Genomic DNA, 14625 nt, shown 5'->3' with positions numbered 1-14625 from the left:
TCACAAAGCCGCTTCGTAAAGAACGCGGCTTTTTTTATTTTCAAACCAAGAAGGAACGAGTACGAAGTACCCAAAGTTGTATTTGCTATTTTGTTGCCGGCTCAATATTTTAAAGTCAGCTTAATGTATATGCTGACTTCACAGAGTACTTTGTTTAAAATATATTTCTTTGTGTACTTTGTGTTAATTGTGCACTTTATGTAAAACTACATTTACGCCAAGTTTGATTTTCTACACCAGTATAACTCACTTATTTTTGCGTATAATTTTTGTTATGAATGATTTTTTTAAAGATAAGGTAGTAGTGGTTACTGGTGGCAGCGAAGGCATTGGCAAAGCATTAATAGATGCACTGATTCCAATGGGTGCTAAAGTGGCCACCTGTGGCCGTAATCAGGATAAATTATACAATCTGCAGATACAATATTCCAACCACCTGTTGCATACCATGGTGGCGGATGTAAGCCAGTACAGCGAGTGCCAAAACTTTATAAACAGTACCATCGATACATTTGGTGGCATCGACATATTGATCAACAACGCAGGAGTTTCTATGAGGGCTTTATTAAAAGATGTAGATGTTGATGTGATAAAAAAAGTAATGGATATTAATTTTTTTGGTACGGTTTATTGCACCAAACTTTCCTTAAACTCCATCCTGGAAAGAAAAGGAACTATTGTCGGCATATCTTCCATTGCGGGCTACCGGGGTTTGCCGGGCAGAAGCGGATACTCTGCTTCTAAATTTGCGGTAAATGGCTGGCTGGAAGCAGTACGTACAGAGGTGATGGATGACGGCGTAAATGTAATGTGGGTTTGCCCTGGCTTTACAAAAAGTAATATCCGCAATGCGGCGCTTAATAGCAAGGGTAAAACACAGGGTGAAAGTCCGTTAAGGGAAGCTTCATTGATGAGCCCTGAAAAATGTGCCCGTCATATTTTAAATGCGGTGGCTAAACGTAAAAGAACACTGATACTTACCGTTAGAGGTAAGCAAACAGTTTTTATAAATAAATTTTTTCCGTCACTTGCAGATAAGCTGGTGAAAAAATTCTTTTTCAAAAATAAAGAACTTATGAAATAATGCGCTTCGTAAATGGTACGGAAAAGCAGTAAATTTCAATTACAATGACCGCCTTTGCAAAAAAAATAAACAACTAAGCAATTACAATAAATATAACGAATCAACTATCCACTAATACATGCCTTTACTCACCCTAACATCAGATATTGGTCAGCATGATTTTCTTGCCGGTGCAGTAAAAGGACAGTTATTACAACACGCCGGTTTTTTTACACTTATTGACATTACGCACCAGCTCCCCCCTTTTAATTATCCGCAGGCGGCCTATGTATGCAGAAATGCCATTAAAAATTTTCCCGCAGGTACCTTTCACCTGGTGATGGTAAATTTGTTTGATGAAAAGCCGGAACACCTGCTGCTGGCGGAACACAATGGATATTATATCGGCTGCGCAGATAATGGATTATTGACCATGATACTGGAGGAAGTACCACAAAAAGTGGTAGCCCTGCACCTGGATAAAACCCAGCAAAAAAATACCCTTTACTGTACGGCTGTTTTTGCCAAAGCATTCAACGAATTACACAGTGGTAAGCCCATTGAAGAAGTAGGCGATGCAACCGTTTCTATCCGCGTAAAAAATCCGCTGCGCCCATTGCTGGGTAATAACTGGATTGAGGGACAGATTATTTTTATTGATAATTTCGAAAACGTAATCGTAAATATTACCAGGGAAGAATTTGAAGAACAACGCAGGGGAAGAAGTTTTAAAATTGTTTTTAAAAGGGATGAAGTGATTGAAAAAATCAGTGATACCTATGCAGATGTTGCCGAGGGTGAAAAACTGGCCATGTTCAATTCTGCGGCTTATCTTGAAATTGCCATCAACAAAGGCAATGCTGCGGGGCTTTTTGGTTTGCAGGGCTTTTCAGAAAAACAACAACATGCACAACAGCACTATTTAAACAACCGGTTATTTTATCAAACCGTGAGGGTTTATTTTGAGTAAATGGTATTGCTCAGCCTGTTTCAATTATAAAAAGAATTCCTCAAATATTTTTAGTACAAGTGAGTCCAATAATCTTGATTTATCTATCATAATGTTGCCCAAATAACTTTTTATAAAGTTGAAAATCTAAATGCCGGATCCTGATTTAGGTAATATCATTAAAAAAATCCCCCTTGCAATAAAAATTTATTGCATACTTTCATTACAAAACCATTTTAATTTTATAAAGAATAACTCAGCCACTTACCAGAGCAGCTAAAAATGAAAGTGCAACCTCACATCTTTCTGAATGTAATAACTGTTGGTAGCTGTAGTAATTACGAAGCTTATTTATTTAATAACGCCACTCCTTCTTACTATTTACTGAAAAAAATATTCATAGAAAAGTGAAGGTTATTTTTGATGTGTAAAGTAAGCGACCGGTAGCCATGTAAATATCAAAAAAAATTTATGCTGCGGGGAACGACAATGTTCTGAAGGTTAAAAAACAAGAACCGCAACGGAAGGTTAAAAAAGGAAAAGATAAAGAAAAATCAGCGTGCAGTTTTAAAGGAGCCGTGCTGATAAGGTTGAAGCAATCGTTTCATCTATCTTCCATAAACTATATATTTCCATTCTAAAAAATTATTACAATGAAAAAAAACTTTATAGTGTTTTGTAGTGCAAGTTTGCTTTTTATAAACATTGCTTCTGCCCAGATAAATATGCCATCGCCTTCTACCACTCAAACCGTTACACAGGATTTTGGCATGGGTAGCATTGAACTTACTTACTCAAGGCCCAATATTAAAAACAGGACTGTATTTGGTGACTTGGTTCCTTATGGAAAATTATGGCGAACCGGTGCCAACGGAGCAAGCAGGTTAACTTTTAAAACCCCCGTAGAAATAGGTGGCAAAAAAATTGACACCGGATCATACGCTTTGTATACGATTCCTGCAGAAGACAACTGGGAAATAATTTTGAATAAAGGAATCAATAACGGCGGCGTTACCGGTTATAAAGAATCGGAAGATGTGGTACGTTTTACTGTGCCGTCTATTAAAACAACCAGCAAAACAGAAACCTTCACCATGCAGTTTGCCAACATTAAACCAGAAAGCTGCGATCTGCAGCTGGTATGGGAAAAGAGATCCATTTCCATACCCATTACCAATAATATTAAAGATAAAATAAGGGCCCAAATAGATGCCGCAATGCTTACAGACAAAAAGCCTCACTGGCAGGCCGCACAGTTTTATTTTGAGTATGATAAAAACTTAACCAGGGCATTGGAAAATGTTACCAAAGCGACAGATGAAAATCCAAAAGCCTTTTACATGTTTTTATACAAAGCCAGGATTGAAAAAGAGATGGGGAAAACTGCAGCCGCTATGGAAACGTCTAAAACTTCACTAGCCTTATCAAAAGAAGCAAAGAATGATGATTATATAAAAATGAATAAGGAGCTACAGAAGGAATTAAAAAAAGCAAACTAACTTTTACAGGATAAAAGTCAAGACATTTTCTTTAAAGATTACCAAGAGAAAGTAATTTACTTTTCCCGGTAACGGACAAAACGCACAACAACAAATAAGGCTTACCCCTAACTGTTAGGCCAGCCACGGAGCCCGGACATAAAAAAAATTTTCACCAAACAGTGAGCATTTTTATTATGTATCGCTATAGTTTATTGCGCCAGTGATATCCTTATTTGCACGCCAGCCCTTGTATTGGTAATGGGGGCACTGGAAGATATATAAGGTATCACACGGCGTTGCTCAAAATACAATTTAAGGTTTACCCTGCTGTTTAAATAATAGTCAACGGTGGGCGAAAGGGTTATTTCTTTACTGCCACCGGTGGGCAAAGTAGCTAACTGGTCTAAGCGGTTATTTACGGTTACGTTGTCCCTTATCTTCATGTCAAACATGAATTTGATTTCATTGTCTAATTTGCCGGTTCCGCCCTTGCTTAAAAACTTGGGTAGTTTTAATCCACCAAATAACTTTAAGCCACGTTTACGGTATCCCCCGCCAATGGTAAATTCTGTTGAGCGGGTTTCACTTAATTGAAAATCTATCAGGCTTAAACTAAGTGTGCGTTGTTTGAGATAATCTATTTTAAACTGCACCTGGTTTGTAAACATTACATCAATACCAAACAGCGGTGCAAACTGTTCGGTGATAGTAATGTTAGGAACCAAAAAGTAAGGAACATAGTTTTTAGAAACCGTATCATAAAAAGAAGGAAAACCATAGCGGAACTGATCTGCATAAAACAGGGCAGAAGTAAACCCATTCATACTTAAATTTCCATTGTAGGCGTGGGAAAGGGTGATATTAGTGAATATTTTTTCCAATCCTTTTACACGGCTAAGCCCCGTATAATCCAGCTTCCAGTTGGGTTTGGGTATAAAGCCCTTATAGGGATTTGATTTGATGTTTGGATTACTTTGATTGATGAGCGAAATCAAATTGGGATCTTTACCCGAATAAGCCGCAATAAACGCAGGTATCAGCACATCTGTAGCATACCGGTTATATCCATGGGCATATCCATCGGCATCGGCGGGTATGCCGGAGTTGTATTTATTGGCAGTACCCAGGCGTTGTGAAATAATCTGCCGGTAATCCTGAAACTTTTGGAAAGTAGCAGAAATTCTGTTAGGATCAAATTTGCCAAACAGGGTTTTGTACGAGATATAACTGATATCAAAACTTCCGCCCGAATAAGGACTTAAATGACCAAAATGGTTTCCCGTGCCGGTAGTATCTTTAAATATTTCAGAATAATTTTTGCTGAAGGTTTTACTTAGATTCAACGAAATTGTTAGGTCACGTATCGGTTCTATCTGTGCTGTTAACAACAGCCGCTGATCGAAAGACTGCTGAAATATGGTATTGAAATTACTGTCTGCAGTAATGATACCTTTCCGTGCAGCAGCATTCATCCAGGTGGTATCGGGTTGTTTACCAGCTATAAATCCAATATCAGGTTGCATACTGCGCCAGTTACGTCCCAGGGCCTGTGTGCTATCCATATAACCCGGTAATCTTGTATTGGCATTTTCGGAAATTGATACATTTACTTGTTTTAAACTACTTACTAATTTGCCAAATACCCTGCCCATGGTTCCAACATAAGGCATAGCTGCCGGGTCTTTTATTTTTCTTATTTTTATTCTTTTTATTTCTTTCACTTTCACGCTATCCCTGATAACATACTTATAAATCGTGTCTGTTTTGATGGTAACTTTTCTATCGGTTCTTTCTGCCCTAGGCTGATCTATCGTTTTGAAAAATTTCGATTTGTTGTACAGCCGGGTAAGGTCAAACTGTGCAGTAGCCTCTTTTGTTTGCCCGTTTTCTAAAATATTACCCAGTTCAACCGCCAGGCGGGATGCACCTATCCAGCGGTAAGTAGCCTGGTATTTCAGGTTTACCGTTGTCCAGTTCAATAACGGAAATTTAGAGGTAGGCAAAGTATAACTGATATTGGCTGTTTGATTGTAGAGCGTATTTCTACCGCCCTTCAGCAAATTTTGAATTACCGTATCCTTTTTTTCTTTGGTGTCGATGCGGCCGTAAGGTTCATCAATGCGGCTGTTATTGGTGGCGTTGTAATCAAAATTGATGGAACGTGTAAATGCCCAGCGTAAAATATAATCGCGTTGAAACGTAAAGTATTTATCATAGGTTTCGGGGATTTTGTATTTGTCAGACCCTACACTGCGTGGCCTTACAGCACCAAACTGCCGTTGAATATCTGCCCTGAAACTTAACTGCGAGGGTACAGGATTTACGTTAAAATCTTTTATAAGGTCAAACCAATGTTTTTTAGTTTTAGTAAATAATTTCATTTTTTTAAACGGCTCAATGTATTTTGGCTGAGGCGCAAAATTATAGCCCAGGCCACCGCGATGCCGGGTAATTTCATTGTTTTCAATGAGCGGATTGTGCGCCTGTATGTTGATGTAGGAATAGCTGACATCTACATTTTCAATATCATAAATTTTAGCCTTTTTTGTACCGGTTCTGTTTTTGCGTACGTTGGTAAAGTTAACAGTCTTAGTGCTGGTAAAATCTACTGCGGCATTGTTGATGGAATCGCGTTTGTTTGCGGGCGATACAGAGAGCTTATCTTTTAATTTTATATCCAGGTCGTACGGATCGTACAGCGGCTTACTTATTGTTTGAGAATAACTGGCAAAAACCGGGATAGAGATCGCTGCTTTTTTTGGTAACAATTTTCCCAATTCAAGATTGGCAGCCAAGTCAAATTGTGTCATGTTGTCCCTGAACCTTTCATCCACCCGCTGCTCCAGTGTTCCAAAACCACTACTGTGTGTGGAAACAGATCCGGTAATGGTACCAAGGTCGGCAAGGTTCATATCGATTCTTGCCAATGCAGCGTAGCCTCCTTTTTCATTGATGGAAGTAAGCCTTAACTCATTAACCCATATTTCGCCACAGGCATTTGGATTATTGACATTTTCAACTCCAATCAGTACGCCTCTTAACTCGCCCAGGTTGGGATCTCCCAGTATAGAATAGGTTTGACCATTGCCTTGTAATTTGCTAAAAATAACGGTGGGCACGCCCTGGATATTTCTTTGCTGTTTTAATTTAGGCAATAAGGTAAGGTCAACATTTAAATTATTAATTGCCCGCCACAAGGTATCGTTATAGGCATCCGAATTAGGATTTAAATTGTTTGCCGAAATCGGCGTCATGTACAACGGAATTTTTATCTCGTAATAATTACTTACAAAGTCAGTTCCTACTCTTATAACAGCATTTAAATCCCTGTCCCTGATATTATTGGGCGATTTAATATTGTTTTCTGCGTGAATAAACATCGATAAATTTCCATACTGCCGTATGTCTCTGTTGGCAAAAGTTTGAAATACACCCCTTGCATCTTTTTTACCCATAGCACAAAACTGTAAAGACATACTTTGCTCATTCTGCAAAAGGTTTACACCATTGTTGCTTTGTATTTGCTGGCGCTGAATTTCTCTGGGCGTGCGATACGGCAATGGGGAACGTTTGTCGTTTTCTTCAATGTTTACAGCACCCACATTAAAATCAACATTGGTAGTAATGGGAGAATAAATACCTGACGAATCGATCTTATTCTTAAACCTGCGCCAGATGTTACGGGTAAGTTCAAGCTTGCCAAAACGCATTACGACAGAATCAGAAAAATCTGTGAGGAACATTCTTATAAAACGGATAGATTTAAAATCAGGGATGTTGCCGATTTTGCGGTTATAAGAGCCAATCGGAATTCTGAACTGATACCAGGTCTCGTTGCGGGTATTGCCGTTAACAAGTTTTACTCCCACTACTTTTTTATCTACTATATAATTTACGCCAATCTGCATGGAGGGGTCTGTCTGTGGTTTAACATCTACTATGTATTGAAAATATTCTTCCGACTCGCTCATGGTATTGTCCTTATTCAGGTCTTCTGCATCGGGATATAAAGTGGCTGCAGAAGAAAAGATGGAACCATCATTTACTTTTGAATTACCCTGCGGATTATTAAAGTTTTTATATCTTTTTAAAATACCATCGTTGGGTGTAAAAGAAGCATCCCTGTAATGCGTATAATCATCCAGGGAGGGATCGGCTGTTACCTGCTGTAATGCAGCGCTGTTAAGGATTGGGCCTAAGGCAGCCAGATATGGTGCCCGCTTAATTTTTTCTCCGGCATCGTCCAGTCCGTCAAAACCAACGTCCTGGTACTGTCGCTCAGTGGCATCATTGCTGAATGCGTTGGTAACCTGTATGGGGTTAAGCGGCGCCCTTCCCCAAACTGTAGTGGTATCTACCTGTGCAGGCGCATTGGGTGTAGGCAATCCATTCTCATAAAATCTTCTGCCATCTTTTAAAATATCTTCCGAAATATTACCCAGGTTAAAATAAAGTTTACCTCCCGCTGTTGGCGAAACAGGCGTTTTAATAAAAGGATCCTGTACCCAGAATTCTATAAACTCCACATTGGCTGTTTCAAAATCGGTCTGATCAATGTTGCGCATTAAACCACCCCATCTTTGCGTAGGATTTTTTAAGCGGTTGTTTGCGTCAATGCTTGCAGGAGAAGCGTCAAAATTATAAGGCCCTTTCTGATCAGGATAATAAGCAAGGTCAAAAGTGGTTAACTGGTTTTGTCCATAGTCGGTTGTTCGTTGTGGAAAAATTTCACTTTGGCTCACCAGGCGAACCTGTGGGTCACTCAGTTCATCGCGGTTACTCCCAATTGGGTTATTAACGCCTTTATACAATTGCAATGCCGGTTCAATCTGGTACCAGGCCAGCTTGGCCCTGTTCTTTCCATAGTCCAGGTTATTATTTAATTTTCCTTCTTTAAATATTTCATTGCCCGATTCATCAGTAGCACCCTGTGGCGTAGAAGCCAGTGCCCAACTGATTGCAGGAAAGCGAAGGTCAATACCTGACTTGCTTCCTTCAAAATCATCAATATAAACTGTACCTGCAGACCCCTTGCCAATTTGTGATGCGTGGCCCGGTTGCAAATAAGCACCTTCTGCATAAAAATTTATGTTGGATGGTGCGGTGGTTGAATAAAAAGGTAGCTTATCCAATAATTTGGTAAGCCTGGGTACTTCTTTACGGTAATTAACATCCAGGCCATACATCGTGTTGCGGATAGGATCTTCACCAATATTATTTTTGGTAAAAAACGGACGTTCACTTAAACGCACCATTGTACCGCCAATAGCCAGTTGTTCCTTCAACGTATTTTTAGCAAGGTAATCAAGGCGAAGCCCTGTAAAACTTTTTTGCTGGAGGCCATAACCGGCATTGTTTTCAAAGTTTACCTGTACGGGTAAGCCTGCATTCAATATGGCCTGGTTGGTTACTTTAATGGTGCCCAAATCATAATTGATATCATAGTCGGCACCTTCTATTAAGCTTTGTCCACCTGCCGTAACTTTAACACTGCCCCGGGGAATATTATAGCCTATACTGATGTCGGACGAGCCGGAAGTTCGGGCAGAACCTTTCATTACAAAACGATTGAGATTGGGAAACTGCTGGGCCACAGCCTTGATGGAATCATAAAGGGCATAGTACAAAGTATCCTTGGCCGTTGCCGGCACTACATTGTATATCTGTGTGGCAAGGTCGCGGCCAAAAGGCTGTAGTACCGGAAATACAATTCTGCTATATTGTGATATTACGGTAAAGCCTTCCACGTAATCGAATACACCATCGGGCTGCGGATCACGGTTGTTATTGAGGCGGTCTAAATTTACCAACGTTAAAATAGGCGTACCCTGGTTTTTATCTCCAAAGGGAACATATCTTTTCCAGCCAAGGCTGGGCTCCTGGTACAATACATTGAGCTTAAAATCAGTGGGGGTTAATACTCCATATCCAACGGAATACACATTCTTCATCATCAATTGCCAGATGGGTAACTGCGTGCGCTGTGAAGTTGCTTTTAATAATTTAAGAAATAATATTTTCTGCGTAGCCGAAGTACTATCTGGTGGCAGATCCTGCGAAAATTCTCCCACCTGATAATTGCGGCCGTTGTAAGAATATTGATAGGCAACAGCCAGCACTTCATCCGGCTGCAAAGGTTGCCCCAAAGAAATATAGCCCACCTGCCTGTTAAAAATATACTGGCTTGAATCTAATTTACGGGCAAATATTTTTTCAAAATCCTGCACTGGTGCCAGACCAAGTGCCTGTAAATTGCTAACCACCAAAGCAGGATTTCTGTTATTGCCGTTAGAGATTATTTTGCTGTACAAATCGTTTGTACCGTTTGCTGGCGGGGCAAAATTACTGATGACGTTGACGATTGGCGGAGCACGATAAGGATTTTTTTCACCCAGGTCCATTAACCCAACTATATCCCTTGTATTGATTGTACTGCCATTTTTATTGGTAACCCAAACTTCTAACCGAAGAATTTGTACGGGAGTAATAACGGCGGGCAGTTTTGCCATTACCGTATTGTAATTGTCTTTAAAATATTGCCCTAGTAAAAAGTGGCGGTTCTCTTCATATTCATCTGCCTTCAAATCAATTACCTGCGATGCTGCACCACCCTGAAGGTTGGCTGTTTGTCTGGCTGATTTTTGATAGGCCAGTACAGAAGTAACATGAAGCTTACCAAACTGCAATTGCGTTTTTAAGCCAAACAATTGCTGTGCTCCTGGTATAAAAGTACTGCGGGACGGAAACGAAACTGCACCTGCTTCTATCCGTTTTATAATTTCATCATCCACGCCGGAATAATCCAGTTTTAACTGGTTATCCTGCCCGAAGTTGGCGAGTGTATTGTAGTTAATTGGAAACTTTAATTTGTCGCCGATATTTGCATTTACATTAACCTGTGCATCCATATTAAAATCGAAACCACCGTTCTTTCTTGCTCTTTCAGGTAAGGTTGGATTTTTAATATTTTGTCCCTGGTAGCCAGCAGTAATATTCACATTTCCCTGTGGCGCAATTTCAATTTTACCATTGCCGAACAAACGGTTAAAAAGATTATCGTATAAAGACATTTTGGGCTTCGTCAATTTACGGTTCAATAAATTCATGGTATTCGACCGCTTTTTAAAATAGTCTGTTTCCAACTGCCTGTTGCGCATGGCCCAATATTCTTCAAATGTATAAGTGGTGGGAGTGCGATAATGCCTTTTGCCTATTTTTTCATACAAGGTATACAAATGGGTTTCCGGATCGTATGCTACCGAATCGGTTATATTGGAAGGCTTTTTAAAATCGAAAGTGCTTTTGTGACCACTGCTCATAAAATCGCTGTGGGTATCGTGAATGGGGTAAGGAAGCCCGTTGGGCAAAGTTGTATCACCTGCAGGCGCTAGACGCCTGCCGGAATTATTATTTTGTGCCGAAATGGAAAGTGAAATTGTAATTAAAACCACTACCTGTCCCAACGCAAAGCCAATTACTTTTGGTAAAAGTTTTCTTTTAAAAAACATCCGCTAAATCAATTAAAGTAAAATTCTATCAAATGGCTTTAAGCGCTTTTTTTATTAATTCTTCTAAATTGTTTATATCAGGTTCAGTGTGGTTAATTTTTTGTATTGCCGATTCCGCCTGCGGGCGGGATATACCTAATGAAACCAATGCATTTAACGCATCTTGCTGTAATCTATTGCCTGCGGTAACCGGTATAGTAAGATCGGTGACTGCTTTGGTTACTTTATCCCTTAATTCCAGAACTAATCTTTCTGCTGTTTTTTTACCAATTCCTTTTACACTTTCCAGCAGCTTCACATTGTTTTGTACGATGGCCTTGCTTACTTCAGCTGGTTTTAAATGAGACAGCATCATCCTTGCAGTGGATGCCCCTACACCAGATACGCTGATAAGCTGGATAAAGATTTCTTTTTCCTCTTTATCAAAAAAACCATACAAGGTATGCCCATCTTCTTTTATCTGTAGATAAGTATATAATTTTCCCTTGTCCAGATTCTGAATATGGGCGTAGGTATTTAAACTAATGTTCAGCTCATATCCCACACCGTTTATGTCCACATAAACCTGCGCCGCATTCTTCATCGTAAATTTTCCTTCGAGGTATGCGTACATGTTGTTATTTAAGTCCATTGCGAAAATAAGCATAAATAACATCCAAAGTAGCTTAATTCAACCTTGCAATTTTTAATGTATTTTTACCCACTTTAAAATTATCAAATTAACTCTAAAATAAAAACGTTTTTAATAATATGCAAAAAATTACAGCAGCAATTACTTCAGTAGGTGGATATGTACCGGAATACAGATTAACGAATGCCATTTTGGAAACCATGATTGATACCAATGATGAATGGATTAAAAGTAGAACTGGTGTGGAAGAAAGAAGAATTTTAAAAGGAGAAGGGTTGGGTACTTCAGATATGGCGGTACCTGCCGTACTGGAAATTTGTAAAAAGAGAGGAATTGACCCCGCAGAAATTGATTGTATGATCTGCGCAACAGTAACGCCCGATATGGTTTTTCCGGCAACAGCCAATATTATCTGTGATAAAATTGGTGCAATAAATGCCTGGGGATTTGATTTGAGTGCAGCCTGCTCCGGCTTTTTATTTGCCTTAACCACCGGGGCTGCTTTAATTGAAAGTGGCCGGTACAAAAAAATTATTATTATTGGTGCAGATAAAATGAGCGCCATTGTTGATTACACTGATCGGACCACCTGTATTATTTTTGGTGATGGTGCGGGAGCCGTATTACTGGAGCCTTCTATCGAATCTGTTGGTGTAATGGATAGCTTGCTAAAAAGTGATGGAGCCGGAAAAAACTACCTGCACATGAAAGCCGGAGGATCGTTAAAACCCGCTACTGTTGAAACGGTACTGGCTAAAGAACATTATGTTTATCAGGAAGGACAGTCTGTATATAAGGCTGCCGTTAAAAACATGGCAGATGCGGCCTACGATTTACTGCAACGCAACCATTTAACCGGCAATGATGTTGCCTGGCTGGTTCCACACCAGGCCAATAAAAGAATTATTGATGCAACTGCCAGCAGGATGGGATTACCGACTGAAAAAGTAATGATAAATATAGAGCGCTTTGGCAATACCACGGCAGGTACCATTCCGCTGTGTTTATGGGAGTGGGAAAGCCGTTTACACAAAGGCGATAATATTGTATTGGCTGCATTTGGTGGTGGATTTACCTGGGGCGCCACCCTGGTAAAATGGGCTTATGATACGCCCCCGGTAAATACCCCGGCTCAATAATTTTTTAAGTAAGATATTTTGCATATTGCCTCTTTAAAAACGATAGTTTTACATTAAATTTTATCATGAAAAAAAGCACTGTTATTAAATGGTTAACTTTTACTGTTATCCTGTTTTTTACACCGTTTACTAGTTTGTTTGCCCAGCAAATTGGACTTCAGTTATACAGCCTGCGAAACGAATTTAAAACGGACGTGCCCGGCACTTTGGCTAAAATAAAAGAATGGAAGATTCAACAAATTGAGGGAGGAGGTACCTATGGGTTGCCTGTTGACACTTATAAAAAATTACTGGAGCAAAATAACCTGCAAATGGTAAGTTATGGCGCCAGTTTTGAAGAATTACAAAACAATTTGCCCGCCGTAACAGACAATGCAAAAGCTTTTGGAAGTAAGTTTATTATGTGTGCATGGATACCGCACAAAGAAGGAGAATTTACCAGGGAAGACCTTCTAAAAGCAGTGGCCGCTTTTAATACTGCCGGAAAACTATTGAAGGAAAAAGGATTGAAATTTTGTTATCATCCGCATGGGTACGAATTCAGGCCATTTGAAAATGGAACCATGTTTGATTATATGGTAAAGCATACCGATCCCCGTTATGTAAACTTTGAAATGGATGTATTTTGGGTGAAGCATCCCGGGCAGGATCCCGTGGCTTTGCTGAAAAAATATCCAACCCGTTTTTTAATGTTGCATTTAAAAGACCGCAAATCCGGAACCACCGGAAATCAGGATGGCCATGCAGCAGATGAAACAAATGTAGTGCTGGGGCAAGGAGATGTAGGCATCGCTGCTATCATGAAGACAGCAAAAAAAATTGGTATTAAATATTATTTTATCGAAGATGAGTCACCAAAAGCAATAGAGCAGATACCACAAAGCCTGGAATTTTTACGTACACTTAAATGAGGGGTTTTGATACATAATTACCAAGTAAGAGATGTATGATTTGTAACCTTTGACCTTGGTATAAAATATAGGTTGACTGCCTTATTTTAGCAAGCCTCTTGTGGCTGAAACAGTATCCCCTGCTCTCGGTTTTTGTTTTTTAATTTTTATTTGGGATAGGAAGATTTTTTTGCGTTACAATTATTTCAATAACAAATGCAGGTTGGCAGTATTTTATTGATAGTACTCTTTTTTTTCTGCCAGCATAAATCAATTTAACCACTACCGTTATTAAATCTCTTACATCTTTACCTTGGGTACGATAAAAAATTTACGTTATCTTTTCGCCATTTGCATTTTTAAGAGAAGCATGATAGCTATTTAAGAAGTGTATGTCTGTAAAATCAAACGTACGTTAGTTCATAGCAGCTTCAAAAGGTTTTTATTGAATTCTCCATTACAGGCAACTAAAAATCAGCTCTCCTTCTTTTAAGTATTTCTACAATTCAGATTTCAGATTTTCACTGTACAATCTGATAAATTGAAATACCATACCCCATCAACAACCTGCACAAATTACTAAAATAGAAGAGGTCAAAGAATTCATTATTGACCTCACTTTTGAAATTACCAAAGTAGCCCTTTATGATAGGCAGGATGAATGCAGTTATCGTAAAAGGATTTGGTGGCCATCAACAAAGAACCGGATACCACAGAACCAAAAGAGGTTTATAAAATAGTACCAATTTATTTTACCAGATGGAAATGCGCCGAATGTTTCAGATACAGCAAACAATTCTACAACTTAAAATACATAAGGGTTAAAAGCCAATAATGGCATCCGCAACCTTACTGCTATTGTGCGTGCCATTGCTTATTTTACAAGCATATATATGCACATGAATTTAAAATTAAAATGGATGGTACAAAAGGTATTTATCCTGTCCAAACGTTTCTTAGGCAT

7 protein-coding genes are annotated in these 14625 nt (G+C 39.2%); 5 read left to right on the top strand and 2 right to left on the bottom strand.

The genetic code is table 11. The features are described 5' to 3' along the window. Window positions 1-274 precede the first annotated feature (274 nt). From H7254_RS14105 to H7254_RS14095, 3 genes are all read left to right on the top strand, one after another. Window positions 275-1084, top strand: a complete 810-nt coding sequence (locus H7254_RS14105; protein WP_301921723.1) for an SDR family oxidoreductase — start codon at window positions 275-277, stop codon at window positions 1082-1084. Window positions 1085-1202: 118 nt separating this feature from the next. Next, window positions 1203-2033, top strand: coding sequence for an S-adenosyl-l-methionine hydroxide adenosyltransferase family protein (locus H7254_RS14100; RefSeq protein ID WP_301921722.1), 831 nt, complete (start codon window positions 1203-1205; stop codon window positions 2031-2033). Between the two features lie 632 nt (window positions 2034-2665). Then, window positions 2666-3511 carry a DUF2911 domain-containing protein gene (locus H7254_RS14095; RefSeq protein ID WP_301933572.1) on the top strand — a complete coding sequence of 282 codons (846 nt, stop codon included), beginning with the start codon at window positions 2666-2668 and terminating at the stop codon, window positions 3509-3511. Window positions 3512-3702: 191 nt separating this feature from the next. On the opposite strand, the gene sprA is transcribed toward H7254_RS14095, so the two are convergent. Beyond that, window positions 3703-11001: a cell surface protein SprA gene (gene sprA, locus H7254_RS14090; RefSeq protein WP_301933571.1), complete on the bottom strand. Its 7299-nt coding sequence runs from the start codon at window positions 10999-11001 to the stop codon at window positions 3703-3705. 28 nt (window positions 11002-11029) lie between these two features. After that, the gene (gene ruvA / locus H7254_RS14085) at window positions 11030-11614 is read right to left on the bottom strand and encodes a Holliday junction branch migration protein RuvA (protein ID WP_301933570.1); all 585 of its coding nucleotides are present in this window, start codon (window positions 11612-11614) and stop codon (window positions 11030-11032) included. 137 nt (window positions 11615-11751) lie between these two features. Between ruvA and H7254_RS14080 the strand changes: the two genes are divergently transcribed. Beyond that, a complete protein-coding gene (locus tag H7254_RS14080; protein WP_301933569.1) occupies window positions 11752-12771 on the top strand; it encodes a beta-ketoacyl-ACP synthase III in 1020 nt (339 codons plus the stop codon). 65 nt (window positions 12772-12836) lie between these two features. Next, window positions 12837-13682, top strand: a complete 846-nt coding sequence (locus H7254_RS14075; RefSeq protein ID WP_301933568.1) for a sugar phosphate isomerase/epimerase — start codon at window positions 12837-12839, stop codon at window positions 13680-13682. Window positions 13683-14625: the final 943 nt, after the last annotated feature.

It is taken from the genome of Ferruginibacter sp. (assembly GCF_014377975.1).
Taxonomy (GTDB): Bacteria; Bacteroidota; Bacteroidia; order Chitinophagales; family Chitinophagaceae; genus Ferruginibacter.
The sequence above is the reverse complement of the archived record's forward strand: the minus strand, read 5'-3'. Positions and strand labels throughout refer to the sequence as shown.